This is a genomic window from Tsukamurella conjunctivitidis (assembly GCF_007858475.1).
Classification (GTDB): Bacteria; Actinomycetota; Actinomycetes; order Mycobacteriales; family Mycobacteriaceae; genus Tsukamurella; species Tsukamurella conjunctivitidis.
This window is the reverse complement of sequence record NZ_VIGX01000002.1, coordinates 359,198-373,992: the sequence shown is the minus strand read 5'-3', so window position 1 is coordinate 373,992 and position 14,795 is coordinate 359,198. Positions and strand designations below refer to the sequence as shown.

The window sequence follows — 14,795 nt, the reverse complement described above, 5'->3', positions numbered from 1 at the left end:
CGGGGGTGAAGGATGTCGTCGTGGTCGGTGCTGGCCAGGCCGGGTTGTCGGCCGCTTATTTCCTTCCCAGATTCGGGATCGACAATTCGATTGTGCTCGATCACAATTCAGGCCCGGGCGGCGCGTGGCGGCAGCGCTGGCCCTCCCTGACGCTCCGTGCGGCGAACCGCGTGCACGACCTGCCGGGCTGGGGTCTGCAGGACGCGCTCGGGACCGAATGCGATGACATTCCGGCCTCCACCGGCGTCGCGCAGTACTTCGGCGAGTACGAGAAGCGGTTCGGCATCGACGTGCACCGGCCCGCCCACGTCGCCTCGGTCTCGCGGACCGACGGCGGCTTCCTGGTCGCCGGGCACGGCGCGGAGGGCCCCTTCGAGTACCGCACCCGCGCGGTCATCAACAGCACCGGCACGTGGGACAGCCCGTTCTGGCCGACGGTGCGCGGCGCCGCGTCGTTCCGCGGCACGCAGCTGCACGCGCACGACTACCGGACCGCGGAGCCCTTCGCCGGGAAGACGGTGGCCGTGGTCGGCGCGGGCATCACGGCCGTGCAACTGCTGCTCGAGATCTCGGCGGTCGCTCGCACGATGTGGTTCACCCGCCGCGAGGTGCAGTGGGACGACACGCCCTTCGACCCCGACAAGGGCCGCCGCGCGGTCGCGCGCGTCGAGGAGCGGGTGCGGGCGGGACTGCCGCCCGGGTCGGTCGTCTCGGTGACGGGCCTGCCGCTGACGCCCGCGATGCGCGCCGGCATCGACGCGGGGATCCTGGTCCGGCAGCCGATGTTCCGCGCCCTGACGCCCGACGGTCCGCTGCTGGCCGACGGCACGCAGGTGGCCGCGGACGTGATCCTGTGGTGCACCGGCTTCCGCTACTCGATGGACCACCTGGCGCCGCTGAACCTGCGTTCCCCCGGCGGCGGCATCGTCATGACCGGACGACTGGCCACCGAGGTCGCCGGCGAGCCGCGCCTGCACCTGCTGGGCTACGGCCCGTCCGCATCGACGATCGGCGCGAATCGCGCAGGGCGGGAGGCGGCGCGGGCGATCGCCGAGGTTTTGGCGAGTCCGGCGGGGCCTGGGGGAAGCCGGGACTGATGTGCGGGCGGATCTCGGATCGTGTCCGGTGTGAACAGATCCACCGCGCATCACCTTTCGAAGGGCTCTGCGAGGCTCGGCGCCGAATCCGCACGAATCGCCTACGCCTCCCTGCCGCACGCCATCTCCCCGATCAGACGCCGGCATCCGCGGGCGTCGCAGGAGAGGCAGGTCCGAATCGGACGGAATCCGAGAGTCGGGCGGGAGGCACCGTCGAACCCCGGGAACCGCGGCGCGGCACCCGGGGTTGACGACGATCAGCGGAGGTTGAACTCCGCGGGGTTCGGGCCGATGCGCTCGCCCTCGATCGCGCTGATGCGGGCGACCTCGTCATCCGACAGCGAGAAGCCGAAGACGTCGAAGTTCTCGGCGATGCGCGCGGGCGTCACCGACTTGGGGATCACGACGTTGCCCAGCTGCAGGTGCCAGCGCAGGATCGCCTGCGCGGGCGTCACGCCGTGCGCCGTCGCGATCTCCGTGACCGCGGGGGCCTTGAGCGACTCGCCCTGCCCCAGCGGCGACCACGCCTCGGTGGCGATGCCGTGCTCGGCGTGGAAGGCGCGCAGCTCGTCCTGCGGGAGCCCCGGGTGCAGCTCGATCTGGTTGACGGCCGGGGTCTCGCCGGTCTCGTCGATGACGCGGCGCAGGTCCTCGACCCGGAAGTTGCTGACGCCGATGGCCTTCGCGCGCCCCTCGTCGCGGATCCGCTGGAAGGCCTTGAAGGTGTCGATGAAGCGGTCGTACTCGGGCACGGGCCAGTGGATGAGGTAGAGATCCACGTAGTCGGTGCCGAGCCGCTCGAGCGAGCCCTCGACGGCGCGCAGGGTCTCGTCGAAGCCCTGGTCCGAGTTCCACAGCTTGGTGGTGAGGAAGACCTCGTCGCGGGCGAGACCGCTCTCGGCGATCGCGCGACCGGTGCCGGCCTCGTTCTCGTAGACCTTGGCCGTGTCGATGGACCGGTATCCGACGCGCAGCGCCTCCGCGACGGCGTCGCGCGCACCGTCGTCCGGCACCTGCCAGACGCCGAAGCCGAGCTGGGGGATCGAGGTTCCGTTATTGAGCTTCACATTCGGTACGGTCATGGCCCGAACAACGCGTCCGCACCGCTCGGTGTTCCCAGTAACCTGAATTCCATGGCGATCACGGCGCAGGACCTCATCGATGCGATCCTCGACCGCGGCACCTTCACCAGCTGGGACGGCCCGCTGCCGGACGTCGCGCCCGACGCGGAGTACGCCGCCGCCCTGCAGCGGGCGCGGGAACGCTCGCATCACGACGAGGCGGTGATTACGGGCGAGGGACGCATCCGCGGCCAGCGCGTCGCGCTCATCGCGTGCGACTTCGCCTTCCTCGGCGGGTCGATCGGCGTCGCCGCGGCGGAGCGGATCGTCACCGCCGTCGAGCGGGCGACCGCGCTGCGGCTGCCGTTGCTGGCGACGCCCACGTCGGGCGGGACGCGGATGCAGGAGGGCACCGTCGCCTTCCTGCAGATGGTGAAGATCTCGGCGGCCGTCACCCTGCACAAGCAGTCCGGCCTGCCCTACCTGGTGTACCTGCGCGATCCCACGATGGGCGGGGTCTTCGCGTCCTGGGGCTCCCTGGGCCACGTCACCATCGCCGAGCCCGGCGCGCGGATCGGCTTCCTCGGCCCGCGGGTCTACGAGGCCCTGCACGGCGAGCCCTTCCCCGACGGCGTGCAGACCGCCGAGCACCTCTTCGAGCGCGGCCTCATCGACGGGGTCGTGCCGCTGCGCTTCGTGCGGCTCCTGGCGCATCGGACGCTGCGCGTGCTCGCCGGGGCGCAGGACGCCGATCCGCTGGCGCCGCACCTCGGGGTGCGCGAGGAACTCGACGCCGCCGACGACGGCACCCCCGCGTGGGACTCGGTGCGGATCAGCCGCGAGCCCGACCGTCCCGGCGTGCGCGCCTTCCTGCGGCATTCGGCCACGGACAGGCTGCCGCTCTCGGGCACCGGAGAGGGCGAGACCGACCACACGCTGCTGCTCTCCCTGGCTCGTGTGCAGGGCTATCCCTGCGTCGTCGTCGGTCAGGACACGACCCGCGCCGAGGGCGCCGCGCTCCCCCTGCTCGGTCCCGCGGCGCTGCGCGCGGCGCGGCGCGGCATGCGGCTGGCCGCGGAGCTGAACCTGCCCCTGGTACTGGTCATCGACACCTGGGGCGCCGCGCTGTCCCCCGAGGCGGAGGAGGGCGGGCTGGCCGGCGAGGTCGCCCGCAGCCTGTCCGACCTGGTCACGCTCAAGGTCCCGACGGTGTCGGTCCTGCTCGGCCAGGGCACGGGCGGCGGTGCGCTCGCGATGCTGCCCGCCGACCGGGTGCTGTGCGCGCAGCACGCCTGGCTCGCGCCGCTGCCGCCCGAGGGCGCCAGCGCGGTGATGTACCGGGATGCGGATCATGCCGCGGAGATGGCGGAGCGGCAGCGGATCCGCGCGGCCGACCTGCTGGCCGACGGCATCGTCGACCGGGTGATCCCGGAGCGGCCGAACGCGGCGGACGAGCCGACGGACTTCTCCCGGCGCGTGGGCCTCGCGGTGAGCGACGCCCTCGCGGAGCTCTCCCTCATCCCCGATCCGATCCGGATCAGTCGCCGGCTGGACCGCTACCGGTTCCTCGGCGGCCGGTGATCAGTCGCGGACGCTGACACCCCACTGCACGCGGGCGGAATCGACCGTCGTCACGGTCACGGTGACGTCGTGCCGGTGCCCGCTCGCGGTCATCGCGCAGCTCTGCCGGGCGCCGACGGTGCCGGGGAGCGCGCCGGCGCAGGTCACCGCATCGACGGGGCGCTGGCGGGAGAGGACCTCGCGCGTGCGCTGCTCGAGCTCCGAGACGGCCACCCGCCGCCCCGAGAGCGGCGCGCCGTCGATGGTGGAGTCCCAGTTGACCCGGTCCCCGTCGACGTCCGTGACCTTGAGCGCGACGGCGAACCGCTCGCCCCCGCGGGTGAGGACGCAGGACTGCGCCGCGCCGACCTGGGCCTTGAGTCCGCCGTCGCAGTGCAGCGCGTCCGACGGCGCCGCAGCCACCTTCGCGAGGGTGCCGGTCTCGACCTGCGACTGCTCGATCTCCGCGGGCGCGAACATCGTCCAGCACGCGGCCACCGCGACGCCGGCTCCGCCGACGACCACCGCCGCTGCACGCAGACCCATCATCACTCGTTTCCGTGACTAAACTCCGTCTTCACCACACGTGAATTGTGTTTATTGAATCACGGACCGGTTGCGATCTCAATACGAGAGTGAGCCGTGTCGCACCACGACAGGGCGGCCGGCGGCCTCAGCCGGTGACGGTGAGGACGATGAGGGCCACGTTGAGCACGACGATCAGCGCGCCCGCCAGCGCCGATGCCCAGCGCAGGGGCGCCCGGTCGACGAACTCCCCCATCAGCGCCCGGTCGGAGGTGTACCGCCGCAGCGGCAGTAGCGCGAACGGGATGCCGAAGCTCAGCACCACCTGCGAGATGATCAGCGCCTGCGTGGGCGGCACGCCGATCGCGAGAACGCCGATCGCCGGGATCATCGTCACCAGGCGGCGGACCAGCACGGGGATCCGCTGGTGCAGCAGCCCCGCCATGATGGTGCCGCCCGCGTAGCTGCCGACCGAGGTGGAAGCGAGCCCCGAAGCGAGGAGTCCGACCGCGAACAGCGCCGCGACGATCGGCCCCAGCGCGTCGCGGACCGCGGCGTGCGCGCCCTCGATCGAGTCGGTGCCCTCCACGCCGTACAGGCTCGACGCGGCGAGCACGAGCAGCGCGATGTTCACGGCGCCGGCGATGACGAGGGCGAGGACCACGTCGATCCGGGTGACCTTGAGCAGGCGCCGCGCCCGCTCCGCGCGCCCCTGCGCCGGCGGCGCACCGTGCCGGTCGACGACGAGCGCGGAGTGCAGGTAGATGGCGTGCGGCATGACGGTCGCGCCGAGCATCGACGCCGCGAGGAGCACCGTCTCCGTCCCCTGCAGGCGCGGGAGGAGCCCGCCGAGGAGGGCGGCACCGTCGGGCGGCGCGGTGACGAGGCCCGCCACGAAGCCGACCACGATGACCGCGAGCATCGTGATGATCACCAGCTCGAAGCGGTACTGCCGACGTCCGTCGGCGAGGGTGAGCAGCAGCGTCGAGATCACGCCGACGATGAGCCCGCCCCAGACCAGCGGCACCCCGAAGAGGAGGTTGAGCGCCAGCGCGCCGCCGATCACCTCGGCGATGTCGGTGGCGGCCGCGACCAGTTCGGCCTGCCCCCAGAAGGCGAGGCGCGCGCGCCGCGGCAGCCGGTCGCCGAGCACCTGCGGCAGCGAGCGACCGGTGACCACGCCGAGCTTCGCGGACTGGTACTGGATCATCACGGCCATGACGTTCGCCAGCACCAGGACCCAGACCAGCAGGTAGCCGTACTTCGCGCCCGCGGTGACGTTGGCGGCGACGTTGCCCGGATCGACGTAGGCGATCGCGGCGACGAACGCCGGCCCCAACAGCATCAACGCGCGCAGCGGGGGCCGCTTCCTCGGAACGACGGTATCGGTCAGCACGCTGCGAGGCTATGCGAAGAAGAGATTTCGGTCAACCGAAACCTTGTGGCGAAGGCGCCGGGAACCGGTGCGGCCCTAGGCTGCACCCATGACGACTCGCGACCACGGCGATCCCGGCGACGCCCCGACCATCGCCCCGCCCCTGACGGATGTCGCCGAGCCGCGGCGCCCCTCCGCCGCCGAGGAGGCCCGCACGGTGGCCGCGGCCACGAACGCCGCGACGCTCGGGAGCCTCTCCGCCGACGGCGGTCCCTGGGCGTCGCTCGTCACCTACGGCCTGCTCGACGGCGATCCGGTGCTGTGCGTCTCGCACATGGCCGAGCACGGGCGCAACCTGCAGCGCGATCCCCGCGCGAGCCTGTCGATCGTCGCGCCCGATGCCCCGTCGGATCCGCTCGCGAACGCGCGGATCACCCTGGCGGGCACCGCGCGCCGCCCCGAGGGGGAGGAACTGGCGGCCGCCCGCGAGGCGCACCTCGCCGCCGTCCCGGCCGCGAGGTACTACATCGACTACAGCGACTTCACCGTGTGGCTGCTCGAGATCGAGCGGGTGCGCTGGGTGGGCGGCTACGGGCGGATGGACTCGGCCTCGAGCGCGGACTACGCCGCCGCCGAACCCGATCCCGTGACCCCGCACGCCGCGGGCGCGGTGCGCCACCTCAACGAGGACCACGCCGAGGCACTGCTGAGCATGGCCCGCGCGCTCGGCGGCTACCCCGACGCGACCTCGGCGCGCTGCGAGCGCGCCGACCGGTACGGCCTCGACCTGCGCGTGGACACCCCGCGCGGCTGGGCCGTCACCCGAGTCGGCTACCTTGCGCCGCTCGGCGCGCCCGCCGAACTCCGGCGGGCCACCGTCGACCTGGCGCGGCTAGCCGCCTCGCGGTAGCCGAGGGGTCAGTTCGCCGCGGCGGGCACCGTCGTGGTCGTGACCGGCTTCGTGACGGTCGGCTTCGGCGCCGGTGCCACCGGCTTCGGCGCGACGGTCGTGGTCGGTGCCGGCGCGACGGTGGTCGTGATCTTCGGCGGGACGACCACCGGTGCCTGCGTGGTCGGCGGCTGCGTGACCACCGGCGCCTGCGTGACCGGCGGCTGCGTCGTCGTCACCCGCGGGGGCGCCACGGTCGTGGGCGCGGGCGCGACGGTGGTCTGCGGCGGCGCGACGGTGGTCTGCGGCGCGGGTGCCGCGGTCGTCGGCGGCGCGACCGTGGCGGTCGGCGCGGGGGCCACGGTCTGCGTCGGTGCGACGGCCGGCGGCGTCGGCGCCCCGGACGTCGGAGCGGTGGCCGCCGGCGCGCCCGCGGACGGCACCGCGGAGGGCTGCGGAGCACCCGACGGGACGGTTCCGACCGACGGCGCGACCGCGGCCGACGTGGCGGCGGAACCACCGGTGGCCGCGGAGCCCGCGGTGGAGGTTCCCGTGGCCGTCTCGGTGCGGGCGGTCGTGGTCGGGGTCGCGACGGCGACAGAGACGGAGGTGCCGATCGCCTCCTCGACGGACGAGCGACTGCCGGCCTGCACGGTGGCGCCCTGCAGGGCCGCGGCGACAGGCACCGTCACCGCGGGGTCGGTGTTCACGTTGCCGGGCATCGCCTGGCCGGGCAGCGCGAGGACCGGCGTCACCTTCGCCGACGTCGGCAGGGGCTGGAGCACGACGCCGGGCGCGACGGGTGCGGTGACGGTCGTCGTCGTGGTGGTCGTGGTCGTCGACGTCACCGTGTACACCGGTGCGACGATGCGACCCTGGTCGCGGGCGTCGACGACGCGGCCCGGCGTCACGGCCCAGACGGGGTAGAACGGATCGGTGTAGCGCGGGTTCACCCGGCGGTACGGATTGGTGCCGATGTTGATCGTGATGGACACCGAGATGATCGGCTGCGGCCGCGGCCGGGTCCAGTTGCGCGGGTACACCCAGATCACGGGGACGTCGGCACGGAAACCGGGGTCGAACCAGGGCCGCGGGTACCCCGGGCGGAGCCACGGGCGGGGCTGGTCCGGCGTCCAGGGACGCACGCCCAGCTGGCGGCCGTACAGGGACCAGCAGGTCTGCGTCTGCATCTCGACGCCCGCGATCCACGAGCCCCAGCGGCCCGTCTCGCACACCGCCCGGTAGACGTCGATCTGCGGCTGCGTGTACTGCCACGGGCGGGTGTTGGCCGGGCGCGACATCGGCGCCGGCGGGGCCGGCTGCGGCGGGACGGCCAGCCCGGGGATCGCCGGCGCGGGCGGGTAGTAGACCGTGGTGTTGTTGCTGGTGGAGGTGATCGTGCCCTGCGGCAGGCCCGCATTGGCCACGGCCTGGGCGGCGACCGGATCGCCGACCATCGTCACATCCCTGGGCGGGGGCACCACGCCGTCGGTCTGGAAGGCGCCGGGATTCGAGGTGTACTGGTCGCCGGTGACCGGGCTGAACGCGACGGGCGAGTCCTCGCTCGACGCATCCTTGCCGCACCCCGCCACCAGTCCCGCCACCGACAGCACCGCGACCGCGGCGGCTGAGATCCTGACCCTCTTCATCTGTCCTCCGACCCCGCTCGCCGGCGTGGATCGCGGCGATATGCACCTATTCTTCTACTCCCGCGCGGCGCGCGCCAACCCGGAACCGCGCGATCGGGACCGATTCGAGACCGAGACGGTGCACTGTCCCCGGAAACGCGAGGGCCCCGCACCGTCGAACGACGGTACGGGGCCCTGAGCAGGCTCGAACTACTTCACGCCGAGCAGATCGATCACGAACACCAGGGTCTTGCCGGACAGGCGGTGGCCGCCGCCGGCGGGACCGTAGGCCAGGGCGGGCGGGCAGATCAGCTGACGACGGCCGCCGACCTTCATGCCGGGGATGCCCTCCTGCCAGCCGGCGATGAGGCTGCGCAGCGGGAAGTTGATGGACTCGCCGCGGCTCCACGAGGAGTCGAACTCCTCGCCGCTGTCGAACTCGACGCCCACGTAGTGCACGTCCACGATGCTGCCGGGCTGGGCCTCGGCACCGTCGCCCACCACGATGTCCTTGATGACGAGCTCGGTGGGCGCGGGGCCCTCGATGAACTCGATCTCGGGCTTGGTCATTCCGACTCCTTTGATCAGGCGGTGCAGATTGTCGCGCCGAATGGGCGGCATCTACGCGCCGGGGTAGTCACGGGCGGTCGAGCCCGTGTAGATCTGCTGAGGACGGCCGATCTTGGTGGTCGGGTCCTCGTGCATCTCACGCCAGTGGGCGATCCAGCCGGGCAGCCGGCCGAGCGCGAACAGCACGGTGAACATGCGCGTCGGGAAGCCCATCGCGCGGTAGATCAGGCCGGTGTAGAAGTCCACGTTCGGGTAGAGCTTGCGCTCGATGAAGTAGTCGTCGTGCAGAGCGACGTCCTCCAGGCCCTTGGCGATGTCGAGCAGCTCGTCGGACACGCCGAGCAGCTCGAAGATGCGGTCCGCGGTCTGCTTCACGATCGCCGCACGCGGGTCGTAGTTCTTGTAGACGCGGTGCCCGAAGCCCATGAGCTTCACGCCGTCTTCCTTGTTCTTGACCTTGTTCATGAAGGCCGTGGTGTCGCCACCGGAGGCCTTGATGTCGTCGAGCATCTCGAGGACGGCCTGGTTGGCGCCGCCGTGCAGCGGGCCCCACAGGGCGTTGATGCCGCCCGAGATCGACGTGAACAGGTTCGCGTTCGACGAGCCCACCAGTCGCACGGTCGACGTGGAGCAGTTCTGCTCGTGGTCGGCGTGCAGGATGAGCAGCATGTCGAGCGCCTTGACGATCTCCGGGTCCACCTCGTAGGGCTCGGCCGGGAAACCGAAGGTCATGCGGAGGAAGTTCTCCACCAGGCTCAGGGAGTTGTCCGGGTAGAGGAAGGGCTGGCCGACCGACTTCTTGTAGGCGTACGCGCAGATCGTCGGGAACTTGGCGAGCAGGCGGATGGTCGACAGCTCGACCTGCGCCGGGTCGTTGTGGTCCAGCGAGTCCGGGTAGTACGCCGAGAGGGCGTTGACCGCCGAGGAGACGACGGGCATCGGGTGCGCGTTGCGGGGGAAGCCGTTGAAGAACAGCTTGAGGTCCTCGTGCAGCAGCGTGTGCCGCTGGATCTTGGCGGTGAACTCCGCCAGCTGCTCCGGGGTCGGCAGTTCGCCGTGGATCAGCAGGTAGCTGACCTCGATGAACGTCGACTTCTCCGCGAGCTGCTCGATCGGGTAGCCGCGGTAACGCAGGATCCCCGCGTTGCCGTCGATGTACGTGATCGCGGACTTGCATGAGGCCGTGTTGACGAAGCCGTTGTCGAACGTGCTGTAGCCGGACTGCGCGAGGAACTTACCGAGCGCGATGCCGTCTGCACCCTCGGTCGCCTTGACGATCGGCAGCTCGATCTGGCCGCCGGGGTAGGCGACCGTAGCGTTCGCGGTGTTGTCATCAGTGGACAATGTTCGTATCCCCTCGCTGTAGTCGGCGGATAAAAGCTACCTGGCTAGAACCTAGCGGTATCGCGGTTCCCCGCGGAAATCGGGCCGTCACCGGATGCCCCATTCGGTGGCCCACACGGCGCCCGGGACGAGCCGGATCACGTCGGTTCCGGTATGGAGGGCGTTGCCCGGGGCGGACATCGGCTCCACCGCCAGGGCCCGGCCGCGGCCGGGGTAGCCCTTGCCGTTGACCGGGTCGGCGATGAACACCTGCGCCCAGGGCAACGACGGGGCCGTCCAGAGCTCCGCCTCCCCCGACGGGCCGCGCAACACGGTGGTCCGGGCCACGTCGGTGAAGGGAGTGTCGATCTGCACACCGTCGAGGGCGCGCGGGGCGCGGTAGTCGTAGGCCGTCCCGTCGACGGTGCGCGGCGGACCGTCGGGCAGCAGGCGCCCGTCGAGGGGCTGCCACCGCCCGGCGCCGAGTTCGAGGGTGCAGGCGTCGACGGGATCGTCGCCGATGCGCAGGTAGGTGTGGAAGCCGACGGCGAGCGGCAGGTCCCGGTCGCCGTCGTTGCGGGCCTCGAAGGAGCAGGTCAGGCCGTCGGCGGTCACGCCGTACCGGATCCGCAGATGCAGGTCGAAGGGCCAGCCCGGATGACGCCCCACCGGATGGACGAGGGTCACCGCGTCGGCGGCGATCTCCACGTCGTCCCAGTCGACCCGGCGCACGAGGCCGTGGTCGGCGGTGCCGGTCACCTCGCTCGTGACCGCGAGGCGGTACACCTCACCGTCCCAGGTGTAGAGGCCGTCCTCGGTCCGGCCGGGCCACGGGGCGAGAACGAGGCCCGCGGAGAGGGGCGGCTTCTCGCCGAGCGGCCATTCCTCGGTGAGGGCGACTCCGTCACGGCGGAGCCCGCGCAGGCCCGCGCCCGTCCGTGCGATCTCCGCGACGTACCCGCCGGCCGCGATCGTGAAGCCCGGTTGCACCGACATGGCCGCAATAGTACGGGCGGTCGACCGTCCCGCGAGCGGCGTCCCGTCGACCGGTGGCCCCTGCAACCCCGCGCAACCTCAGCGGGCGAGCGTCCCTGCGAGGACGGTGGCGACCGCCGACTGCAGTGCGGGGACCAGTTCCGTCCGGAAGACCTCGAGCTCGGGCGCGACCAGGTAGGCGGACTCGCAGATCCGCGACTGCTCGGACTGGACGTAGAGGGCGCCGGACAGGGTGAGGATCGTCGAACAGACCGCGGAGGCGGAGTCGCCCAGTTCGGGGACCGCGCGCGCGAGCACCCCGGCCATGGTCTCGATCCCGGCGAGAGCGGCCCGCTTGAACCGGACGATCGCCTCGGTCGAGACGTTGCGCTCGAGCACGGCCGCCTGCGCGGCGAGCAGGTCGAGGAGGTCCGGCCGCGCGGCGGCGACGCGGGCGTACACCTCGGCGAAGCCCTCGATCCGCTCGGCGAGCGGCGCGGCATCGAGATCCGCCGCCCGCCAGGCCTCGTCGAGATCGCGGATGCAGCCCGCGGCGGAGCGCATCAACACCTCGAGGAGCACCTCCTCGCGGGATTCGAAGTAGCGCAGGACGTTCGACTTGGCGAGGCCCACGCGGCGGCTGAGCTCACTGAGCGTCAGGGCGGCGACGGGCATCTCGCAGAGCATGCCCGAGGCCGCGGCCATGATCGCCTCGCGCCGCTCCTGCCGCTGTTCCGCGCTGCGCGCCCGCTGGAATCCCACGGATCGATTTTACAGACCGCCGGTCTCTTGACAGCAGAACGACGGTCTCTTAGCGTGGAATCACAACAGACCGACGGTCTCTTAACCGTCGCGGACACCCGAGGAGTGCGCATGAGCTGGACCGAGAACGACGTCCCCACCCAGGCCGGACGGGTCGCCGTCGTCACCGGCGCCAATACCGGGCTCGGCTTCGAGACCGCGCGCGTGCTGGCGCAGAAGGGCGCCGAGGTCGTGCTCGCGGTCCGCAACACCGACAAGGGCGCCGAGGCCGTCCGCCGCATCACCGCCGCCGCCCCGGGCGCGACGGTGCGCGTGCAGCGCCTCGACCTCGGATCTCTCGCCGCGGTGCGCGACGCCGCCGCGGAGCTGCGGGAGTCCACCCCGAGGATCGATCTGCTGATCAACAACGCCGGCGTCATGTACCCGCCGAAGCAGACCACCGCCGACGGCTTCGAGCTCCAGTTCGGCACCAACCACCTGGGCCACTTCGCGTGGACCGCGCAGGTGCTCGACCTGCTGTTCGACGTGCCCGGCTCGCGCGTGGTCACCGTCGCCAGCCTCGCGCACCGGATCCGCGCGAGCATCCACTTCGACGACCTGCAGTGGGAGCGCTCCTACGACCGGGTCGCGGCGTACGGGCAGAGCAAGCTCGCGAACCTGCTGTTCCACTACGAGCTGCAGCGCCGGCTCGAGGCCCGCGCCGCCGAGCGGGGCACGGTCGCGATCGCCGCGCACCCCGGCATCGCCGATACCGAGCTGGTCCGCAACCTCCCGGCGGTGCTGCAGAAGGCCCAGGTCGTCGCGCCCCTGTTCTCGCACGACGCCGCGCACGGCGCCCTGCCGCAGCTGCGGGCGGCGACCGATCCCGGCGCCCTCGGCGGCCAGTACTACGGGCCCGACGGCCTCGGCGAGCGCCGCGGCGCCCCGAAGGTCGTGGCGTCCAGCGCGCAGTCCTACGACCTGGACCTGCAGCGTCGACTGTGGGCGGTGTCCGAGGAGCTCACCGGGGTGCCCTTCCCGGTGTAGTCGCACGATGTCCGTTCGCGCGGGAACAGTCCGGGTCAGCCGACGATCTTCTGCAGCCACGCCGCGTCGTTGAGGTCGACCCGCCGGCCGTCGGCGAGAACCGTCGGCGTGCCGGTACCGCCGACCTCGGTGAGCAACGCACCATTGGCGGCACCGACGGCCTTGCCGTCCACCCCGGTACTGCCGGTCCTGATCCTCTCCGCGACGGACTCGGGGACACCGGCCGCGGCGGCGAGGGAGGCGAGCCCGTCGTTGTCCAGATCGGTCGCACCGCGGGGCTGCTCGTCGTACAGCGCGCGCAGGAACTCGAGCGTCACCGCGTCCGACGTGCCGACCGAGGCCGCGTGGAACGCGACCGTCGCCCGCGTGGAGTAGTCACCGCTCGCCGACTCGGTGTCGAGGAAGGTGAGCATCCGGTACGCGACGGTGAGGCGACCGGCGAGGACTGCCTCCCGGATCTGGTCGCCGTACTGCCGCTCGAGCATCCGGCAGGCGGGACACATCGGCTCGAGGAACATGGTGATCCTCCGGCCGCCCTCCCCGACCACGACCGCACCGTCCTCCGACGCCGCGCTCACGCCGGCAGCGGGATCCGCGACCGCCGTGCCCGCGACGGTCCGCGCGCAGCCGGACAGGGCGAGCACCCCGACCAGCACGGCGACGACCAGCGCGCACACCCGTTGCATTCCCATACCGCGAAGGATACGGGCGGTCAGCGGACGACGCGGTAGCGGACGAAGGCGGGCACCGCGAACGCCGCGAGAACGGTGAAGACGATCACCAGCACGCCGCCGCCCGCTGCCGCCATGGCCGCGCCGGCGGTGGCGGCAGCGGCGCCGTGCGCGGCGTCGCCGATCCGGGGGCCGCCCGCGACGACCACCGTGAAGACGCCCTGCAGCCGGCCGCGGACGTCATCGGTCGCGGCCTCCTGCAGCATCGTCGTGCGGAAGGCCGCGGAGAACATGTCGGCCGCGCCGCCCAGCGCGAGCAGCACCAGCGCCGCCCACAGCCAGCTGACGTGCGCGGCCAGGCCGAAGCCCGCCATCGCCGCGCCCCACAGCACGATCATCACGATCACGGCGAGGCCCTGCCGTGAGACGCGCGACGTCCAGCCCGAGAGCACGCCGCCGAGCACCGCGCCCACCGACATCGCGGCGAAGAGCGCACCGAACACCCAGCCGCCCTCCATCGGATCGCCGAAGTTCTCGTGGGCGATCTGCGGGAACAGGGCGCGCGGCATGCCGAAGACCATCGCGATGATGTCCACCACGAAGCTCATGAGCAGCACCTTGTGGCCCGCGAGGTAGCGGAAGCCGTCGATCACCGAGCGCAGGCCCAGCGACTGCCCCTTGTCCTCCGGCTTGATCGACGGCAGCTTCCACACGGCCCAGAGGGTGAGCATGAGCGAGGCGGCGTCGAGCGTGTAGAGCCAGTGGACGCCGATGATCGGGATCAGCGGCGCGCCGAGCATCGGCCCGGCGATCGCGCCGAACTGCATCACGGTCATGTTGAGCGAATTCGCCGCGGGCAGTTGCCCGGGCGGCACGAGTCGCGCGTAGATCGCCGAGCGGGTCGGCTGATTCACGCCGAAGAAGGCCTGCTGCAGGGCGAAGGCGCAGAGGATCAGCCACACGTTGTTCGGCAGCACCGCGAGCAGCAGCGCCGTTCCCGCGAGGCCCATGGTGGTGCCGATGATCACCAGGCGGCGGTCGAGCGCGTCGGCGATCGCCCCGCCCCACAGGCCGAAGATCACCAGCGGGACCAGGCCGAAGACGCCGGTCAGCCCGACGTACGCCGACGATCCGGTGATGGCGTAGATCTGCGCCGGCACGGCGACGGCCGTGAGCTGCGCCCCGATGACGGTGACGACGCCCGTCCACCAGAGGCGCCGGTAGTCGGGGTTCTGGAGCGGCCGGGTGTCGGCCAGGAGTCTCGGCACCTGAAAGATCCTACGACTTCCTCACCATCACCCGCGATCCGGCGCACACCGCTACCGTGGCGCCG

General features: G+C 72.0%; 14 protein-coding genes. 4 read left to right on the top strand and 10 right to left on the bottom strand.

What is annotated here, in order from left to right; genetic code table 11:
* The first annotated feature begins 5 nt into the window (after positions 1-5).
* Positions 6-1,097 carry an NAD(P)-binding domain-containing protein gene (locus tag FK530_RS05780; RefSeq protein ID WP_146486061.1) on the top strand — a complete coding sequence of 364 codons (1,092 nt, stop codon included), beginning with the start codon at positions 6-8 and terminating at the stop codon, positions 1,095-1,097.
* Between the two features lie 257 nt (positions 1,098-1,354).
* Here the strand turns inward: FK530_RS05780 and FK530_RS05775 are convergent, their stop codons facing one another.
* A complete protein-coding gene (locus FK530_RS05775; protein WP_269434147.1) occupies positions 1,355-2,164 on the bottom strand; it encodes an aldo/keto reductase in 810 nt (269 codons plus the stop codon).
* A 66-nt stretch (positions 2,165-2,230) separates the two neighbouring features.
* Between FK530_RS05775 and FK530_RS05770 the strand changes: the two genes are divergently transcribed.
* The gene (locus tag FK530_RS05770; protein ID WP_146486057.1) at positions 2,231-3,739 is read left to right on the top strand and encodes a carboxyl transferase domain-containing protein; all 1,509 of its coding nucleotides are present in this window, start codon (positions 2,231-2,233) and stop codon (positions 3,737-3,739) included.
* Here the strand turns inward: FK530_RS05770 and FK530_RS05765 are convergent, their stop codons facing one another.
* Both FK530_RS05765 and FK530_RS05760 read right to left on the bottom strand, forming a co-directional pair.
* Entirely contained in the window at positions 3,740-4,264 is a 525-nt protein-coding gene (locus FK530_RS05765) for a DUF4333 domain-containing protein (RefSeq protein ID WP_158645030.1), read from the bottom strand.
* Between the two features lie 127 nt (positions 4,265-4,391).
* A complete protein-coding gene (locus FK530_RS05760; protein ID WP_146486315.1) occupies positions 4,392-5,588 on the bottom strand; it encodes an Nramp family divalent metal transporter in 1,197 nt (398 codons plus the stop codon).
* Positions 5,589-5,727: 139 nt separating this feature from the next.
* Between FK530_RS05760 and FK530_RS05755 the strand changes: the two genes are divergently transcribed.
* Positions 5,728-6,528 carry a HugZ family pyridoxamine 5'-phosphate oxidase gene (locus tag FK530_RS05755; RefSeq protein ID WP_146486053.1) on the top strand — a complete coding sequence of 267 codons (801 nt, stop codon included), beginning with the start codon at positions 5,728-5,730 and terminating at the stop codon, positions 6,526-6,528.
* A gap of 8 nt (positions 6,529-6,536) precedes the next feature.
* On the opposite strand, the gene FK530_RS05750 is transcribed toward FK530_RS05755, so the two are convergent.
* From FK530_RS05750 to FK530_RS05730, 5 genes are all read right to left on the bottom strand, one after another.
* The gene (locus FK530_RS05750; protein WP_146486051.1) at positions 6,537-8,156 is read right to left on the bottom strand and encodes a hypothetical protein; all 1,620 of its coding nucleotides are present in this window, start codon (positions 8,154-8,156) and stop codon (positions 6,537-6,539) included.
* A gap of 189 nt (positions 8,157-8,345) precedes the next feature.
* A complete protein-coding gene (locus FK530_RS05745) occupies positions 8,346-8,705 on the bottom strand; it encodes an FKBP-type peptidyl-prolyl cis-trans isomerase (protein WP_146486049.1) in 360 nt (119 codons plus the stop codon).
* 51 nt (positions 8,706-8,756) lie between these two features.
* Positions 8,757-10,049 carry a citrate synthase gene (locus FK530_RS05740; RefSeq protein WP_068524148.1) on the bottom strand — a complete coding sequence of 431 codons (1,293 nt, stop codon included), beginning with the start codon at positions 10,047-10,049 and terminating at the stop codon, positions 8,757-8,759.
* Positions 10,050-10,136: 87 nt separating this feature from the next.
* Positions 10,137-11,024, bottom strand: a complete 888-nt coding sequence (locus FK530_RS05735; protein ID WP_146486048.1) for an aldose 1-epimerase family protein — start codon at positions 11,022-11,024, stop codon at positions 10,137-10,139.
* Between the two features lie 78 nt (positions 11,025-11,102).
* Positions 11,103-11,765, bottom strand: coding sequence for a TetR/AcrR family transcriptional regulator (locus FK530_RS05730; RefSeq protein WP_146486046.1), 663 nt, complete (start codon positions 11,763-11,765; stop codon positions 11,103-11,105).
* Between the two features lie 111 nt (positions 11,766-11,876).
* On the opposite strand from FK530_RS05730, the gene FK530_RS05725 reads away from it, so the two are divergent.
* A complete protein-coding gene (locus tag FK530_RS05725; protein ID WP_146486044.1) occupies positions 11,877-12,791 on the top strand; it encodes an SDR family NAD(P)-dependent oxidoreductase in 915 nt (304 codons plus the stop codon).
* A 35-nt stretch (positions 12,792-12,826) separates the two neighbouring features.
* Here FK530_RS05725 and FK530_RS05720 read toward each other — a convergent pair whose 3' ends face one another.
* The gene (locus FK530_RS05720) at positions 12,827-13,483 is read right to left on the bottom strand and encodes a DsbA family protein (protein WP_146486042.1); all 657 of its coding nucleotides are present in this window, start codon (positions 13,481-13,483) and stop codon (positions 12,827-12,829) included.
* Between the two features lie 20 nt (positions 13,484-13,503).
* On the bottom strand, positions 13,504-14,730 hold the full coding sequence (locus FK530_RS05715; protein ID WP_146486040.1) for an MFS transporter: 1,227 nt from the start codon (positions 14,728-14,730) through the stop codon (positions 13,504-13,506).
* Between the last annotated feature and the right edge of the window lie 65 nt (positions 14,731-14,795).

Coding starts and splice junctions, on each gene's coding strand:
- FK530_RS05770 (WP_146486057.1), top strand. CDS start 2,231: ATGGCGATCACGGCGCAGGACCTCATCGATGCGATCCTCGACCGCGGC.
- FK530_RS05765 (WP_158645030.1), bottom strand. CDS start 4,264: ATGGGTCTGCGTGCAGCGGCGGTGGTCGTCGGCGGAGCCGGCGTCGCG.
- FK530_RS05760 (WP_146486315.1), bottom strand. CDS start 5,588: ATGCTGTTGGGGCCGGCGTTCGTCGCCGCGATCGCCTACGTCGATCCG.
- FK530_RS05755 (WP_146486053.1), top strand. CDS start 5,728: ATGACGACTCGCGACCACGGCGATCCCGGCGACGCCCCGACCATCGCC.
- FK530_RS05750 (WP_146486051.1), bottom strand. CDS start 8,156: ATGAAGAGGGTCAGGATCTCAGCCGCCGCGGTCGCGGTGCTGTCGGTG.
- FK530_RS05745 (WP_146486049.1), bottom strand. CDS start 8,705: ATGACCAAGCCCGAGATCGAGTTCATCGAGGGCCCCGCGCCCACCGAG.
- FK530_RS05735 (WP_146486048.1), bottom strand. CDS start 11,024: ATGTCGGTGCAACCGGGCTTCACGATCGCGGCCGGCGGGTACGTCGCG.
- FK530_RS05725 (WP_146486044.1), top strand. CDS start 11,877: ATGAGCTGGACCGAGAACGACGTCCCCACCCAGGCCGGACGGGTCGCC.
- FK530_RS05720 (WP_146486042.1), bottom strand. CDS start 13,483: ATGGGAATGCAACGGGTGTGCGCGCTGGTCGTCGCCGTGCTGGTCGGG.